The organism is Pseudomonas sp. LBUM1644 (assembly GCF_059716195.1).
Genome location: NZ_CP166812.1, coordinates 2,539,659 through 2,556,562 on the forward strand (window position 1 = coordinate 2,539,659; position 16,904 = coordinate 2,556,562).

Sequence of the window (16,904 nt, forward strand, 5' to 3'; positions counted from 1 at the left end):
CAGGGGCGTGCCCGCTCAGGGTACTCCCATGCATGCCATGGCTGGTGATCAATGTCTATTCATCGGCGGCATGCTCGAATTCCAGCGCTTGGGGCCTAGGTGACCGCGCGCGACAATCTACCCGGACCCAATGCTCCAGTCCGCCGTCATCCAGTGGCAGCGCAGCGTCATTCAATGGCTGGCCGTCGAGGGTCATCGAGGTGAAGGTCGAACTGCCCTGACGCACATCAAAGTGGTAGAGGGTTTTGCCGAAGCGGTAGTGCAAGATGAAGCCCGGCCAGTCGACAGGTATCAGTGGTTCGATCCTGAGCGTGCGGCCACTGCGTTGTACGCCCAACAACGACTCGACAATCAGCCGGTACATCCAGCCCGCAGAACCGGTGTACCAGGTCCAGCCACCTCGGCCGGCATGGGGCGCGGCGCCGTAGACATCCGCGGCCATGACATAGGGCTCAACTTTATAGGTGTCGATTTGAGCGTTGTTGGAAGGCGCGGCGGGGTTGATCAGATTCAGCAGTTCCCATGCTTTGCCGGCTTCACCCAACTGCGCAAACGCCATACCCGCCCAAACGGCAGCATGCGTGTACTGACCTCCGTTCTCGCGCACGCCAGGCACGTAGCCCTTGATATAGCCGGGGTCCAGGGTGCCCTTGTCAAACGGTGGATCCAGCAGCAGCACGGCGCGGATGTCACGTTTGATCAGATGCTCATCCAATGCCTGCATGGCCTTGATCTGGCGGACGGCAGAGCCGGCCCCCGATAGCACTGACCAGCTTTGTGCAATGGAATCGATACGACATTCTTCATTGCTCGCCGAGCCGAGCATTTGTCCGTCATCGAACCAGGCGCGGCGATACCAGGCGCCGTCCCAGGCCGTTTGATCAAGGTTGCGTTGCAGTGTCACCGCGCTGTCGCTGCAGCGTTTGGCAAATGCGTGATCACCGTGCAGGCGAGCGGTCACCGCAAATTGCTCCAGCACCTGATAGCTGAAGAAGCCCAGCCAGACACTTTCACCTGCACCCAGGTGGCCGACGCGATTCATGCCGTCGTTCCAGTCCCCGGAGCCCATCAGCGGCAACCCGTGATGACCGCGGCGCAGGCTGTGTTCGATGGCACGCACGCAGTGTTGATACAGGGACTCTCGCAGGGGCGATTCACCGGGGAGGTCATAGTAGGACTCTTCGCCGGCCGCCAGTTGGCGTCCTTCCAGATATCCGGCGACCTCTTCCAGTACACCCACGTCTGCGGTCATTTCGATATAGCGGTTGGTGGCGGCCACCAGCCACAAAAAGTCATCGGAGCAGGCGGTGCGAACCCCTCGATTCATCGGTGGGTGCCACCAGTGTTGCACGTCGCCTTCCACATACTGGTGGCCGGCACACATCAACAGATGCGCTCGCACGGCCGCCTGATCGGCATGAATCATCGCCATGCTGTCCTGCAGCTGATCGCGAAAACCGATGGCGCCACCCGACTGGTAGTAGCCGCTTCGGGCCTGGAAACGGCACGCGATGACCTGATACATCAACCAGCCGTTGACCATGACGTCGACCTCAGGCGCGCACGTTTCAATACGAATCGCTCCGAGCAATGAGCGCCAGTGTTCCCGTACTTTATGCAATTCCTCGGCGGCCACCAGGCTGCCTCGATAACGCTGCACCAGCTGGGTGGCGGCGTTATTGGAAGACGCTGCCCCCAAACGCAGAATGACTTCCCGTGTATCACCCTCGCCGAGTTCGATCGACACTTGCAGGGCGGCACACGGGTCCAGACCGCCGCCCATGCGTCCGGACAGACCGGCATGCTGCATCGCTGCCGGTGAGGCGAGGGTGCCATTGCGGCCGATGAATTCAGTACGGTCACCGCTGACACCGTGATCGATCGTGTCGGTGTCAAAGAACGCCACCCGCTCGGAAAACTCCAACGAATAGGCGTTGCGGGCGAAGAAGGCCCCGCTGGTGGGATCCGATTGGCTGACCACGTGCATCGCCGATTTGCTGCGCAGATCGCCCAGTACCCATTCCACATACCCGGTGACCGACAAAGACCGGCGGCGTCCTGAGCGGTTGCTCAACACTAGCCGAGAGAATTTGATCGGCGCATCCAGCGCCACGTAGATCCACAGCTCGCTGTAAATGCCGTCTTCTTCATGCTCGAACACGCTGTAACCGAAACCGTGACGGGTCTGGTACGGGCCTTGTCCGGGGCAGGGTTGAGGCGCTGCAGACCAGAAGTGCCCGGTCTCTTCATCACGCAGGTAAATGGCTTCGCCGCTGCGATCGGTGACCGGATCGTTGTGCCAGGGCGTCAGGCGAAATTCATGGGCGTTTTCGGCCCAGGTATAGGCACTGCCGGCTTCCGAGACCACCGTGCCGAGATGTGCATTGGCGATCACGTTGACCCAGGGCGCGGGTGTCGGATCGGGCGCGAGCCCAGTGATGATGTACTCACCGCCATTGGCGCTGAAGCCGCCATATTCGTTGCTCAACAGCAAAAAGGGACGGCTCGGTCGTACCGCTGCCGGCCGAGCCTGAAAATGCCGGGTCGCCACAAACGGCGCGTGCACCGGTGATACTTTGCGGCGATGAATCTGTTCGGCCAGGCTGCCCAGATCTTCGCTCAGCACCAGCCTGGCAACCGATAGGAACAGCACGCGATCTTCATTCGACATCTGCTGCGCGGGGCGCACAAAAATCCCGCCCGGACGATCCAGTAGAGTGGCTTCACTGCCTGAAGTGATAAGGCCCAGGATCGCGTCTTGCAGTTGCTGGCGATAACCCGCCTGATCTTCGTTCCAGATCAGTAAATCGACTACCAACCCTTTTTGCCGCCAGTAGGCGTGGGCCTGAATCAATTGCTGCACCAAGGCGATGCTGTCCAGGCTCTGGATTTGCAGCAACACGATGGGCAGGTCGCCAGAAATGGCCTGCCCCCAGAGCCCCGGCTGATTGCGGCGATTGGCAATCAGCACCGCATGGTTGGCGCGCATCGAGGCGTTCGCGTAAAGCAATGACGAGGCCATCTGCTCGAACAGACGGGCATCGGACAACGAGGCGTTGAGCTGACGCAGAAGCACCTGGCTATGGGTCCAGGACAGATCGAACACGCGGTCGGCGAGGTGGCGGTCGCGGTATTTGTTGATGAGGTAAAGGCAGTCATCACGGCTTTCAGCGACACCGGTGACCAAGTCGATGGTGGCCTGTTGTCCGGGTTGCAGGGTAATCCTGCAGCGAATCGCGATCACCGGATCAAGCACCGGGCCTGCACTGCCTGACAAGCGCTGGCAATCGGCATCAAGGACGGCAGGTGACACAAGACTGCGTCCTCGGCCGATGAACCGGGCGCGATCGGTTTCGTACGAGATCGCATCGATGTCCACCCCGTGTGCCGCCAGCAAGTGGCACATCCACGGTGTCGGCTCGTCGCTCGCCCGGGGGCGGCGGCTACAGACTATGGCCTGAAGCGCAGGCAGTAATTCGGTCTGCACGAACAGCTTGCTGAACGCCGGGTGCATCGCGTCGCTGACCGGGGTTGTCAGCACCACTTCGGCGTAAGTGGTGATCTCCAGTGTCTTGGCCGATGACGCTCGGTTGGTGACATGCAGACGGCGCAGTTCGATGTCGTCTTCAGGCGAGACAACAATCTCCAGGTGCGTATCGAAATCCAGGTTGCGCGCACGGAACTCTGCACGGGAATCGCAGAAGATCGCCTCGTGGCTCTCGGGTTGATGCATCGTCGGTTGATGCGCCGCCGACCACACCGTGTTGCTCTGGACGTCGCGCAGGTAGCAGAACATCCCCCAATTGTCCTGTGAGGTGTCCTCCTGCCAACGGGTGATCGCCATTTCATGACGGCGGCTGTAACCACCGCCGCCGCTGGTCAGCATGACGTGGTAGCGACCGTTGGAAAGCAACTGCACGGCCGGACGCTTGCGTCCCGGATCGGAGAACACCCGAAGCCCCGTATCCTGGCCTTGGCCGACATCGCCGAGTACTGGTGACTGTGCGGTCTGCAGGTACGGCGCGGCGGATTTCGGCACTCGCTCCTGTAGCAGCAGCAGGGCTGATCGCAGCGCCGGGTCGGCCTCGAATCGCTGTTGCATGGGTTGATTGAGCAGTCGGCTGGTCAAGGCCAGCATGCTCATGCCCTGGTGGTGAGCCATGAACGACCGGACTACGACGAAGTGTTGGCCGCGCGGTAAGCGGGCCTCGGTATAATCCACGGCTTCATACAGACCGAAACGTCCAGCGGAGCCCTGTAGGGCGAGACGTTGCAGGTTCTTGCAGGCCGCATCGGCATCGACCATCAACGCCAGGACGCTGGCGTAGGGCGCTATCACGACGTCATTGCTCAGCCCGCGTTGGAGCCCCAGGGCCTGAACGCCAAAGGCGCGGTATTGATAATTGAAGTGCGCGTCGACGGTGGAGTAACCCGACTCCGAAACGCCCCAGGGAATACCCAGCCTGTTGCCCTGTTCGATCTGCACCGACACGGCGGCGCGACAAGTCTGGTCCAGCAGGCTGCCCTCGAAGTTGGGCATCACCAGCATGGGCATCAGGTATTCGAACATCGAACCCGACCAGGACAGTAACGTCGGTACGCCGGCGTTTTCACTCAGCAGCCTTCCCAAGGTGAACCAGGCGCGTTGGGGGATTTGTCCTTGAGCGATGGCCACGTAATTGGTCAGCCGCACCTCGGACGCCAGCAGGTCGTAGTAACCGGTGTCTAGCCTGCGCTCCTCGGCGTTGTAACCGATGACAAACAGGTCACGCTGATTGTCATAAAGCAGCGAGAAATCCATCTGCGCCAACGTCGTCGCCAATAACTCCAGACGCTTCAGGGTTTCCAGACGCTGCGCGGCGTCACTGCGGACCCGCTCGATTTCAGGGTGATGCTCGGTGGCCCAGTCGGCGGGGCTAAGGTCGGCCAGTTGACGCAAGGTGCGAGGCGATTCAATCGTGACCGAGGGGGCAGGGAGGCGATAACGCTGCAGTTCTTCTGTCCAGTCGATGCATTGACGGATGAACGCTTCTCGCCAGTAGAGGCTTTCCTCGTCGATGTCCACTGTCTGGCTGGTGACCATGACACGAGCCGTGTGCAGCAGGTCTGCCAGCGCCTCGGGGTTCGCAATTTGCGAGACCGGTTCAAGGCCTTTCCTCAATGGCAGGGCGTATTCATCCGCCCCCGAAGCGCGTTGGGCATCTGCAAGGATATCCAGGGTATCGCGCAGGCCCTTGATCACGGCAGGGCCGAACATCGGGGTGTCTGCCAGCTGCGCAATGCCGGTGCTCAAGGTCAGCAGCAGGCCTGCCAGGTTGCCGCTGTCGACGGTGGAGACGTAATGCGGACGCAGCGGCTCGAGGGTCTGCGTGTCGTACCAGTTATAGAAATGCTGCCGATAACGCTCCAGACCGTCCATGCTTTCCAGTGACGCCGCAAGCCGGGACAGCAGTCGTTCAGTGCTCAGGTAAGCGAAATCGTGAGCGGCCAGGTGGGCGAGCAGTGACATGCCCATATTGGTCGGCGAGGTGCGATGGGCAATGGCAGGTCTGGGTTCTTCCTGCACGTTGTCCGGTGGCAGCCAGTGATCCTCGGGCCCGACGTATTGATCGAAGAACGCCCAGGTCTTGCGCGCCAGCAACCGCAGGAAGCGCAAATCATCCGTCGACGGTGCGAACACCGACTGCTTGGGTGCCGAACTGAGCCACCAAGCGATCCAGGGGCCCACTAACCACGACAGCAGCAGCGGACTGGCGATGGCCAGCGTCTGCGGATCCTTCACCAGCAGCGCCAGTGAGATCAGGGCAGACACCGGCTCGATCCACATCTGGCGATAGAGGCCGGACAGCCGGTTTTCGGTGGTGCGCTCCACCTCGCGCGAGGGCTGCCATTGCAACAGCCGGCGTCTGCTGAAGCCGATTCGCCAGAGCGAGCGCAGGATGGCGTCAGCGCTGTAGAACATCTCGAAGGGCAGCCAGGCGAGCGTCAGACCTGCCCGGGCGAGGTCTTGTGCCAAATCATCCAGCAACGCCCTGAGGTATTGTCCATAGGGCACATTAGCGGGGGGCTGCATCAGATCGGTCACCGCACGCAGCAACGGTTGAATCACCATCAACCCGATGACTGTGAGGGTCCAGTTCATTGGCTGACTGCTGGCAAACCAGCCCCATGCGAACATCAGCAACAGCGCCAGCGGTTCCAGGCTGCGTCGCAGATTGTCCAGAATCTTCCAGCGTGCCATGACGCTCAGCCTGTTGCGCACCCACTTGCCGTCGGCGTTGCGCGCCCAGGGCAATGTCCACGGCAACAGTTGCCAGTCGCCGCGAACCCAGCGATGCCGTCGTTTGACATCGGCACCGTAGCGCGAGGGGTATTGCTCGTAGACTTGCACGTCGCTGAGCAGGCCGGATCGTGCGTAACACCCTTCAATCAGGTCGTGGCTGAGAATCTGGTTATCCGGCAAGCAACCTTCCAGGGCGCAGGTGAACGCGTCCACGTCGTAGATGCCCTTGCCGATGAAGGAACCTTGCTGGAACAGGTCCTGGTAAACGTCGGATACCGTCCGAGTGTAGGGATCGACGCCGGCATCACTGCCAAACAGCCGGGCGTAGATCGAGCGCGTGGCGCTGGTCAGGCTGATGCCCACTCGCGGTTGCAACACTGCGTAGCCGGAAATGATCTGCTCGCCGTCACTGTCGAACAACGGACGATTCAACGGGTGCATCATGGCCGCCACGCATTGGCGAGCGACATCGCGCGGCAGCAGGGTGTCGGTGTCCAGCGTGATCACGTAATGCACACCGCGCAATGGCGTGATGTCGCCGACAATGGCGTTGAAGCGTTCCCTTCCATGGCCACGCAACAGGGCGTTGAGTTCAATCAGCTTGCCGCGTTTGCGCTCGTGGCCCATCCACACACGTTCGCTCGCGTTCCAGCGACGTGGCCGATGCAGCAGAAAGAATCGGTCGTTGAGTCCGTCCGCGTATTTTCGATTGAGCAGGGTGATTGCACGGGAGGCTTGTGTGAGCAGCTCGGCGTCTTGTGGCTGAGCCTCTTGCGGCGCATCCAGAAAATCGCTGAGCAACGCGAAATACAGGTTGCTGTCGCGGTTGGCGAGAAACCGCACTTCAAGACCTTCCACCAGTTCGTCCACGTCTGCCAGGCTGGCGATCAGCGTCGGGATCACCACCAGGCTTCGCGCGCCATCGGGAATACCGCTGGCAAAATCCATTTTCGGCAGCGTCGTCGGCAACAGACTGAACGTCACCAACCAGTTGATCAGGCTGATCGCCAGTCGGCTGGTCATGATCAGGCAGGGAATCGCCATCATCAGAAGCGCCGCATCGGGCATTCCGTCGCGCTGCGCGGAGGCCAGTAAAGGCCAGGCGAAGATGAGCGTCAGAACAGCCACCGGCGCCAGGTAAAACATCAGCGGCGACTGCTGCAACAACCGTTTCCAGCGCTCATGAAGCGGGACCCTGGCATTGAGTCGTCGCTCCAGCGTCGGCAGCCCGGCGCTGATCAGGTAATACCCGACATGGCGGGCCAGCAATTCGCAGGTGACTGAAGCGGTTCCGGCCGCGGCAAGCTGGATCGCGGCGCGGGCGACCTGGATTTCCGAGTGCTGGGGGCTTCTTCGGGCAAGGCGTTCTATGACATGCCGGTAGCTGTCGCGGGTACTGAAATCCATCGCCCGGTAAATTTCTGCCGGGTCTTCAGTGAGAATCTGCTCGACATGACTCATCGACTCGACGAATTCGCGCCAGTCCGTGGCGGACAGGAGGCGCAAACTGCCGATGCTGTTGCCAATCGACACCTGATCCGCTGCCTGTTGTTGCGCATCGAGCTGCACCTGGCGTTCGATGCTGGAGCCTGTCTCACTCAGCGTCTGCTCCATCCAGTTCAGCGCAAGGGCCAACGCCGCGCTCTGGCCCTGCAGGCGACGGGTGAATTCGGCGACAAAGGCGGCGTTCATCGGCGGAGCGGAGCGGGCCATGTCGGCAACGGTCAGCACCACGCTTTTGATGTCTCGTTCCGAGGTTTCGATCAGGTGTTCGGCCCAGTCATCGGCCAGATTGCGCTCGTCGGCGTTGGCCATGACCCTGGAGGCCACCCTCCGCAGGTTTTCGATCAACGCCAGACGCAGCATGATCGGTATCGCCCACAGTTCGCCCAGCGCAAGCGGCATCACCGTCTGATAGGAAGAAATGAAGCGGCTCAGGCTTTCCTCATCGACTCGACCGTCGCCATGGGAGATGGTCTCCAGCGCGATGTCATAGACGCGAGGCAACCCCGCTGACGGGCCGTTGATCAGGCGTGGCAACTCACGGCTATAACCTTTGGGCAGGTGCGTTCGGGCGGTGCGAATGTTTTCCTCGATCAGATAGTAATTGTCCAGCAGCCATTCCGCCGCCGGCGTCACTCGTCGAATGGACCCTTGCGCGTTGGTCAGCGCCGCGCAACTGCGTTTGAGCAACTTCTCGTTGTCATCGAGCCTGTGCAGCATCGCGTTCCGTGCGGACAGCGTTGTCAGGCGATGCTGTCCGGCCAGGGCGATGCCGTGACTGGCCATCTGATCGGTGCTGAAAAGCTCCGAGCGCAATATGGGCTCGTATTTGAATCGGGGTGGAGGAAACAGACGGATTCGCCAAAAAACGGACGAGCGAGAAAATACCTTCTGTAGGCGTGTCCATATGCTGTTCATAAGGTCCTGAGCCTGAAACGCATCATACAATTGCGTGCATTTTTACAGGTGCGTCAACGCATTGCGCCAGCACCGAGCAGCGCTTGGTGGACTTAGCTTTTCAACTTGAGTGTGGAGACTTGGAGGGCTGTTCGTCTGTTCGCTGGCGAACATAGGCAGCTTCGCCCTACGCCAGCGGCACGGACCTCAAGATCGGCCAGTATCGCTTGTGGACGACTGCATTGGCGGGCTATCTGGGCACCGACGGCTCGTCCCACGCGGCCAGCAGCAACGAGCATAGCCAAGGGACGATGGTCGGCCTGACCCAGCGATTCTCCGAACAACTCAGCGCCCATGCCGGCTTCGGCTACAGCCGAGGCAACCTCTCGGGTGCTAGCCTGGCGCTGGGCTACCGTCTGGCAGTGAGCGGCTTGATCCTGGAGCCGAGCCTCGGCGTGCGCGTCAGCCACCTGGACTTGGCGGGCTTCAAGGAGAAAGGCAGCGAACTGGCCCTCGACGTCGACGGCATCCAGGAAACTCGCCGCAGTGCCGTGGCCAACCTCAATGCGTCGTTTGCCGCGATCGGCGTTGGCGCTTGGCAATTGGTGCCAGGTGTCCAGGTCGGCTACGAGCATGTGCTTGGCGATCATCAGGTCGACAGTCAGGGGCACCTGCTGGGACTGGATATTGAACAGCGCGCCGCCTTCGAATCGGCTTGCCCAGCAGCGTTGACAGTCGTTCGGTGAGGAGCGCACGCCTGATCGAAATCCCGTGTTGTGCATGATTATCGATGAAGCGCACCGTGCGGACATCGGCCTTGTCGATGGCCAGACCGACCTTGGCAAATCCAACCGACTCAGTGGCGTGGTTGAAGATAATCGTGCCGGCGGTGGGGATGACGAAGGTGATTTCGTCGTGGGGATCGGGAAAATCGACCGTGAAGTCGCCGCCGATGATGATATTGCTGGGTGGGGGTGGCGAGTCGGCGTAGCGGTTGCCAAACATTTTTGAGAACAGCGCGCCGAAGTCGTCACCGCGCATGTCGTCGGATCTGAGGATGATTTGCTTGCGCGTCGTGCTTGAGTACACCTGAAGTGTCGCCTTGGGAGGGGGAGAAAACGTTATCAGGGCGCAATGACAGATGTGTGACGGTGTTTCTGTGGTCTTCTACAAACCCGATCCCAGCAGCTTGAGATACGCCGGACTCTCCGATATCGAGTTGTGCCCCACACCGCTGATAACCCGCAGCGACGCCACGCCGTTTGCGAAATGCGTCAAGAGCCGCTCGGTGCTTGCACGCGGGATCACTTCATCGTCCTGCGCCGCAATCAAGAGCGTGGGCACGGTGATGCGAGCGGCGTACTTCCAGGATTCGAACGTGTCTTGAAGCAGCCACTTCACCGGGAACATTGGGAACTGGCGGGCGGCGAGTTCTTCAAGGCTGTTATAGGGCGTGATCAGGATCAGGCGAGCCGCCGGGCGTTGACTGGCGAGACGCACAGCGACACCCGAGCCAAGGCTGCGCCCGACGACTGCCACATGCGGGTGTGTGGCGTAGACCTGATCAAACAAGGCCACGGCATCACGGGCAATCGCCTCCTCGGAGGGCGAGCCTGAACTCCCGCCGTAGCCCCGGTAGTGAAGCAGGTAAAGCGCATGATCCGGGAACGCCTGGGAAAACGCGGGCAGGTTGCGAGAAACGTCCTCGGCGTTACCACCGAAATAGATCATTGCCTTCGGCCCGTCATGCGGACGGACGGACACCAGCACCTGTGCATCGTCTACTGCCAGGGTCAGCAGCGATTCGGCCGCTCCGACGGAACGTGGCAGCGGAAAGTAGATAAGGGCGCGTTGAAATACGAACAGCGCAATGCAGAGTGCCAGATACACGGCGGCAACGATTACGACGATAGACATCAGGATTCGTGACATTCGACTAAGTTTAAGGGGCGACATTGACTGTACTGGACCTGAAGACGGCTATCGCTTGATCGCTTTCAGAGTGTAGTAGATCGATAGCGGGCCCCGCCGCCCTTTGAGATCAGGAGGCAAGAACATGCTGACCCGGGCCATTCCGTCCAGTGCTGAATCATTGCCCATCGTCGGGCTGGGCACCTATCGCGGCTTTGATGTCGCGCCTGCCGATCCCGCCTACAAAAACCTGCCCGCCGTGCTCAGTACATTGTTCGAGAAGGGCGCAACGTTGATCGACAGCTCGCCCATGTACGGTCGCGCCGAACAGACCACCGGTGAATTGTTGTCGATCCATCAACCGCGCTCACCGGCCTTTTTGGCCACCAAGGTCTGGACCCGTGGTCGCGAGGAAGGCATCGCACAGATGGAGCAGTCTTTCAAATTACTGCAGACCGATCGTATCGACCTGATGCAGATCCACAACCTGCTGGACTGGAAAACCCACCTGCCCACGCTGCGCAAATGGAAGGAAGAAGGGCGTATTCGCTACATCGGGATCAGCCACTACACGGCGTCGGCGTACGACGAGGTCGAAGCAGTCCTCAAGGCCGAGCCGCTGGATTTTTTGCAGATCAACTATGCCCTGGACGATCGCGCCGCCGAAAAGCGCATCCTGCCGCTGTGTCGCGAGCGAGGCGTGGCGGTGATCTGCAATCGCCCCTTCGGCGGTGGTGGTTTGATTGACCGCTTGAAGAGCAAACCGCTGCCAGGTTGGGCCGCGCAAGTGGGGGTGAAAAGCTGGCCGCCGCTGGCGCTCAAGTTTTTGCTGACGCATTCGGCGGTGACCTGCGTCATCCCCGGCACCGGTAACCCACGCTACATGGCGGAAAATGCCGGGGCCGGCGTGGGGTTGATGCTGACGGGGGCGCAGCGCGAGCAGTTGATCGATTTGCTGGGCTAATTGCCTGGCCGCTGTCCGAAACCCGCCCCTTGTAGGAGCTGCCGCAGGCTGCGATCTTTTGATTTTGTTTTTAAAGATCAAGATCAAAAGATCGCAGCCTGCGGCAGCTCCTACAGGGGGGCGTACATCCCATTCAGTGCGCGTTACAGGTGATCCGCGTCGATCACTGCCTTGGCGAAGGCCTGCGGATCTTCCTGCGGCAGGTTATGGCCAATCCCACCACTGATCAGTCGGTATTCATAGTTGCCCGTAAACCGCTTCGCATAATCCTCGGCCGCCGGGTGCGGTGCGCCGTTGGCATCACCTTCAAGCGTAATGGTCGGCACGGAGATAGGCGGGGCCTTGGCCAGCCGTTGTTCCAGCGCTTCATACTGGGGTTCGCCCTTGATCAGGTCCAGCCGCCAGCGATAGTTGAATATCGTTATTGCGACATGATCGGGGTTGTTCAGGGCCGCGGCGCTACGGTCGAACGTGGCATCGTCGAACGACCATTTTGGCGACGCCAGCTCCCAGATCAACTTGGCGAAGTCGTGTCGGTTCTTTTCATAGCCGGCCTGGCCGCGTTCGGTCGCGAAATAAAACTGGTACCACCACTGCAGTTCGCCCTTGGGCGGCAACGGATTCTTGCCCGCCGCCTGGTTGCCGATCAGGTAACCGCTCACGGAAACCAGCGCCTGCACCCGTTCCGGCCAGAGCGCCGCAACGATGTCCGCCGAGCGCGCGCCCCAGTCGTAGCCACCGAGCACCGCGCGCTTGATCTTGAGTGCGTCCATGAAGGCAATGACATCGCTGGCCAGCGCCGCAGGTTGGCCATTGCGAAGCGTCTTGGCCGACAGGAAATGTGTATCGCCATAACCGCGCGCATACGGGATCAGCACCCGATAACCCTTGGCGGCCAGCAAGGGCGCCACTTCGGTGTAGCTATGAATGTCGTACGGCCAGCCGTGCAGCAGAATCACCACCGGCCCGTCGGCCGGGCCGACTTCGGCGTACGCCACATTCAACAGGCCGGCGTTGACATGCTTCAGTGGACCGAACGCACCCTGTGCCGCCGATTGGGTGGCACTGGCCGGCTCCGCGTCCGCGGCCTGTACATGGGTGGCGCCCAGGACACTGAACTGCAGCAGTGCGCAAGCCAGGACCGAGGGACCAATGAGTTTTCGGCGGCGCATTTCGTTTTTGTTGTTCAACAGAGCCATCTTCATCGTGAACTCCCTCTGCCAGAAACAGGGTCTGGCGTGTTGGCAAGGCCGGATTGGTGGACGTAATCAATATCCAAGATAGATAACAGCACAGGAACGCGCTTATGCGTGATTGCACATGGTGTCGATCCGGCACCTTTTTGAAGCCTATTATTCATGCGCAAACCGGCAATAGTGTTTGTCCGGCAGGGCGCTTTTTAGGGCCGGTATAAACACCTAGCATCGTCTCTACCGAATGAGCAAAGAGCGTTAAACACTCACTGACTCACCAGGTAAAACTCTGAAACTCAATGCGAGCTTTACGATCTGCGATCGCAGGGCGCGCCTTAAACGAGACGGTGAATATCATGAAGATCTTGAAAATTGCGCTTGTTCTTGCACTGGGCGGTTTAGGCGGACAAGCCTTTGCAGGCGAGAGTCCTTCGACCGAGGCGGCCAGCAAGGTTCCGGTCGAGATTTACAGTTACGACATGAAACTGGATATCGCCAAAATCATCACCATTACAGATATCCCGAATGAGTGCGGCCCGGTGCCGGCTCAAATGACCTATGAAGACTCCCACGGTCAACGGCATGTCATGCAGTATCAAGTCATGGGCACAGGCTGTTCGAACGGATGAGTAACGTGAGAACGATGGAGGGTCGACACTCCATGCCTGCAAAACCCGAGAAGCGTTATTTATGACCCCGCGAGTTTTTTATCGGAAGCCAACAAACCCGGTATGTAATCTTTAAGAAAATCTACCCAGGTTTTTATTTTTGCATCCACGAACTTTCGTGATGGGTAAATGGCAAACAAGTTGAACTCTTCGAATTTATACTCTGGCAGTACGCGCACCAGTGTGCCTGCTCTCAAGCCATCGACTGCAGAAGCAATCGGCTGAATACCAATCCCCATTCCGCTTTCTATCGCAACAGTCATCGCATCGGCCGTGTTGACGTGAAAAGGCGAGATAGTCAGGTTGACCGTCTCCACGCCTTGCGGCCCCTCGAATGCCCAGTTTTCAGCCGGCATGACCGTATTCACAATCCTCAGACAATCATGTGAGCCCAGTGCACTCGGTGACTCGGGGTGCCCGCGTTTCTTCAAGTACGCTGGCGAGGCGCAGAGAATGCTGTAGGTGATGCCGAGCCGCTGAGCGACAAATCCTGAATCGGGCAGATCCCGCGCCAACACAATCGACATGTCATACCCTTCCTCGAGTAAATCGGGGAGTCGGTTGGTCAGCGTCAAATCAAACATGACCGAGGGATGCGTCTCTCTGTACCGGGCAATGGCATCGATCACGTAATGGTTACCGATGGCGGACATGGCGTGAATTTTCAGCCGGCCGACGGGCAGGGTATGTGCCGTTCCCGCTTCTTCATCGGCCTCCCGTACCTCATCAAGAATCCTCTCACAGCGTTGTAAATAGCGTATGCCGGCTTCGGTCAATGCCAGGCGCCGGGTGGTGCGGTTGATCAGGCGAGTCTGCAGCCTGGCTTCCAGGCTGGAAACCGCTTTGGAAACGTTGGTCGTGGTGCTGTCCAACAGCTCGGCGGCCGCCGTGAAGCTGCCGCTTTGAGCGACAGCGACGAACGCACGCAGGGTCTGGAAAACGTCCATCGTTTTCACCTCAAAGGCAATCGATAAAAGGGGCGGCCCTGCCGGGACACCCCTCGTTGCGCGTTACTTCTTGCGCGGTATAAATCCAGGCACACCGGTTTCCACGACCGAGTTGAAACGTATACGGGTGTCGATTTCTTCCTTGATTTCAAGCATGGCCCGATGCGGCAGGGTAGCAATATCGAAGTTTTCCTGGATATGGCTCCGTGTTGCAGAAGTGGTCAGGAAAGCGACCCCTCGCTGTACCGACCAGGCCAACGCCACTTGCGCCGGGGTCTTCTGCAAGCGCTGCGCGATCTGGGTAATCACTGGATCTTGCAGCACATTCGGCTCCATGCCATGGCCCAGTGGTGCAAACGCTAGCACGATAATTCCATGCTCTTTGCAAAATTCAACCAGCTCCCATTCCGGCAGGAAAGGATGCGACTCGACCTGCACGACGGCAGGCTTTATCCGGGCGACGGCCACAATCTCTTTTAAACGGTCCAGCGTGATATCAGACAAACCAATGGACTTGCAGCGGCCTTCATCCACCAGTTGCTCAAGTGCCCTCCAGGTGTCTATCAGCGTGACGCCGGTGTCGTAGATGACGTGACCCTGTTCATCTCGCGGGTCCTGGTTGTCGCCGGGCTGGAAGGCAAAGGGCGTGTGAATCAGGTAGCAGTCGATGTAGTCGACCTGAAGCCGTCGGCAGCTGGCCTCGAATGCCGGTTGAACGCGCTCGGGACGATGGTTGGTGTTCCACAGTTTGGTGGTGATGAACACGTCTTCCCGCTGGATTTTCCCAGACGCCAGCACTTCCTTCAACGCAACCCCGACCATGTCCTCATTGCGATAGCGTTCCGCACAATCGAAATGGCGAAACCCGACGTCCAGTGCGTCCTTGACCGCTTGCGTGGTTGTACTGAGATCGCGGAACAACGTGCCAAACCCAACGGCCGGTATTTCGCCAGAACCGTGGTTAAGCGGGAATTTTGTGTCGCGAAGCGCATCGTAAAATGATTCGTAAGTCATCTCTTTACTCCAATGTCCTGGCCGCAGCCGCTATTGATACGAAGAGTTGTGCTGTTCGCGGCTGGCAACTCGTTGCTCAGACGCACCTACTGAATTTCCGCCGAGTGCTACGTACAGCGCCACGGTGTCGAGGTACTGCGCGGTCTTCACGCGGATTTGCCCCAGCAGCGCCTGCTCATAGGCACGTTCCGCTTCCAGCACCTGGAGGATGCTGTTCTCGCCTTGTGCGTAGGCTTGCTGGTTCAACCGAAAACTGGTTTCGGCGGCGCGCAGGGCGTCTTCCTGTGCCAGGTTTTGTTCGGCGTCATGGTTGATGGCCTGCAGCGAGTCGGCGACCTGGCCGAACGACTGAATGACCGTCTGCTGGTAGCCGGCGAGCGTCGCTTTGTAGCCGTCGACGGCAGCCTGACGTTCAGCCTTGAGCGTTCCGCCATCGAAGATCGGACCTGCGATCCCCGCTGCGAAGCCCCAAAGCGCCGCGCCGCCATTGCCTGACGCGGCCTGCAGCAGGGACGCAGACAGCGTTACGTGGGGATAAAGATTGGCGGTCGCGACGCCAACGGCCGCGCTGGCCATGTGCAGCTCCGCCTCGGCTTGCAGTACGTCCGGCCGGCCGTGGGCCATTTCCGAGGGCAGGCTGACGGGCACGTTGGCCGGTAATGCAAACTCGGCCAAATCGAAGTCTGGAGCAATCCAGTCGCCAGGGCCTTTGCCCGTGAGAATCGACAACGCGTGGCGTGCGGCGTCACGCTGTTGGGCGAGGGGTGGCAACAGCGTGCGGTCCTGGGCAAGCCGGGTCTCGGCCAGCGAAACGTCGATCTGCGTGGTGCTGCCGTTGGCGTGCGCCATACGCACCAGTTCGAGGTTGCGGGTGTCATTCGCCAGCAGTTTCTGGACCGCCTCGATCTGCGCATTGGCAGAGGCGACCAACAACGCCTGGCTGGCAACATTACCGGTCAAAGTCAGGTACGCCGCGTCATACCGATGCTTCTGCAGATCGGTAAACGCTTCTTGCTGCTCGACCAGGCGCTTGTTGCCACCGAATGCATCAAGGTCGAAGCCAACGCGCGGCCCGATTGCGTAGAAGTTGGAGATGGCAGGCTCTTTCGCATTGTGTACCCGCTGGCGACCCGCCGTCGCGCCAAAATCGACCTGCGGGTACAGCGCACCTTCCGCCGCTGCAACGGAGGAGGCCGCTTGCCGGATCGTTGCGTCGGCCGCCACCAGTTCAAGATTGCCTTTGATGGCGCGACGTACAACCTTGTCCAGCTTCTGCGAACGGAAGGCCGTCCACCAGTCACCGCCGACCTTTTTGCCAAGGTCGATGCGCTGTTGTCCCGGCGTATTGCCGTTCTGGCCAAGGCGCTGCTCCGCCTGTTGGTCGTAGTGCTGCGACAGACTGGGTGGGGGCATTTGATAGTCGGGGCCGACGGTGCAGGCAGTCAGGAACACCAGGGCTGCCGTCGCACCGAACGCGGTTTTGAACAGGGGTCTATTGATGAAGAGCGCTTTGGATTTCATTTG

At 59.9% G+C, this 16,904-nt stretch carries 8 protein-coding genes and 2 pseudogenes; 3 read left to right on the top strand and 7 right to left on the bottom strand.

Features of this window, described 5'->3' with window-relative positions; genetic code table 11:
• Nucleotides 1-55: 55 nt before the first annotated feature.
• Nucleotides 56-8,704: a GH36-type glycosyl hydrolase domain-containing protein gene (locus tag ACA052_RS11475; protein ID WP_497649765.1), complete on the bottom strand. Its 8,649-nt coding sequence runs from the start codon at nt 8,702-8,704 to the stop codon at nt 56-58.
• Nucleotides 8,705-8,859: 155 nt separating this feature from the next.
• Here ACA052_RS11475 and ACA052_RS11480 point away from each other — a divergent pair.
• Nucleotides 8,860-9,396, top strand: a pseudogene (locus ACA052_RS11480) (autotransporter outer membrane beta-barrel domain-containing protein); the annotation flags it as partial.
• On the opposite strand, the pseudogene ACA052_RS11485 reads toward ACA052_RS11480, so the two are convergent.
• Nucleotides 9,383-9,772, bottom strand: a pseudogene (locus ACA052_RS11485) (AraC family transcriptional regulator); the annotation flags it as partial. The pseudogenes ACA052_RS11480 and ACA052_RS11485 overlap by 14 nt on opposite strands.
• 78 nt (nt 9,773-9,850) lie before the next feature.
• Nucleotides 9,851-10,639: an alpha/beta hydrolase gene (locus tag ACA052_RS11490; RefSeq protein ID WP_497649766.1), complete on the bottom strand. Its 789-nt coding sequence runs from the start codon at nt 10,637-10,639 to the stop codon at nt 9,851-9,853.
• Nucleotides 10,640-10,739: 100 nt separating this feature from the next.
• Between ACA052_RS11490 and ACA052_RS11495 the strand changes: the two genes are divergently transcribed.
• Complete coding sequence (locus ACA052_RS11495; RefSeq protein WP_497649767.1) at nt 10,740-11,558, top strand: aldo/keto reductase; 819 nt, start codon at nt 10,740-10,742, stop codon at nt 11,556-11,558.
• A gap of 143 nt (nt 11,559-11,701) precedes the next feature.
• On the opposite strand, the gene ACA052_RS11500 is transcribed toward ACA052_RS11495, so the two are convergent.
• Nucleotides 11,702-12,763 (bottom strand): alpha/beta fold hydrolase, encoded by a 1,062-nt coding sequence (locus ACA052_RS11500; RefSeq protein ID WP_497649768.1) that lies wholly within the window; start codon nt 12,761-12,763, stop codon nt 11,702-11,704.
• A 344-nt stretch (nt 12,764-13,107) separates the two neighbouring features.
• Here ACA052_RS11500 and ACA052_RS11505 point away from each other — a divergent pair, with 344 nt between their 5' ends.
• Entirely contained in the window at nt 13,108-13,380 is a 273-nt protein-coding gene (locus tag ACA052_RS11505) for a DUF2790 domain-containing protein (protein ID WP_497649769.1), read from the top strand.
• Between the two features lie 59 nt (nt 13,381-13,439).
• On the opposite strand, the gene ACA052_RS11510 is transcribed toward ACA052_RS11505, so the two are convergent.
• The 3 genes from ACA052_RS11510 to ACA052_RS11520 form a co-directional block, all read right to left on the bottom strand.
• Nucleotides 13,440-14,366, bottom strand: a complete 927-nt coding sequence (locus ACA052_RS11510) for a LysR family transcriptional regulator (protein ID WP_497649770.1) — start codon at nt 14,364-14,366, stop codon at nt 13,440-13,442.
• A gap of 63 nt (nt 14,367-14,429) precedes the next feature.
• Complete coding sequence (locus ACA052_RS11515) at nt 14,430-15,380, bottom strand: aldo/keto reductase (RefSeq protein WP_497649771.1); 951 nt, start codon at nt 15,378-15,380, stop codon at nt 14,430-14,432.
• 30 nt (nt 15,381-15,410) lie between these two features.
• Nucleotides 15,411-16,901 carry an efflux transporter outer membrane subunit gene (locus ACA052_RS11520; protein WP_497649772.1) on the bottom strand — a complete coding sequence of 497 codons (1,491 nt, stop codon included), beginning with the start codon at nt 16,899-16,901 and terminating at the stop codon, nt 15,411-15,413.
• Nucleotides 16,902-16,904: the final 3 nt, after the last annotated feature.

What these genes read in the sequence shown, in the direction of transcription:
- ACA052_RS11515 (WP_497649771.1), bottom strand. Translation starts at nt 15,380, where the DNA reads ATGACTTACGAATCATTTTACGATGCGCTTCGCGACACAAAATTCCCG.
- ACA052_RS11510 (WP_497649770.1), bottom strand. Translation starts at nt 14,366, where the DNA reads ATGGACGTTTTCCAGACCCTGCGTGCGTTCGTCGCTGTCGCTCAAAGC.
- ACA052_RS11520 (WP_497649772.1), bottom strand. Translation starts at nt 16,901, where the DNA reads ATGAAATCCAAAGCGCTCTTCATCAATAGACCCCTGTTCAAAACCGCG.
- ACA052_RS11495 (WP_497649767.1), top strand. Translation starts at nt 10,740, where the DNA reads ATGCTGACCCGGGCCATTCCGTCCAGTGCTGAATCATTGCCCATCGTC.
- ACA052_RS11505 (WP_497649769.1), top strand. Translation starts at nt 13,108, where the DNA reads ATGAAGATCTTGAAAATTGCGCTTGTTCTTGCACTGGGCGGTTTAGGC.
- ACA052_RS11490 (WP_497649766.1), bottom strand. Translation starts at nt 10,639, where the DNA reads ATGTCGCCCCTTAAACTTAGTCGAATGTCACGAATCCTGATGTCTATC.
- ACA052_RS11500 (WP_497649768.1), bottom strand. Translation starts at nt 12,763, where the DNA reads ATGAAGATGGCTCTGTTGAACAACAAAAACGAAATGCGCCGCCGAAAA.
- ACA052_RS11475 (WP_497649765.1), bottom strand. Translation starts at nt 8,704, where the DNA reads ATGAACAGCATATGGACACGCCTACAGAAGGTATTTTCTCGCTCGTCC.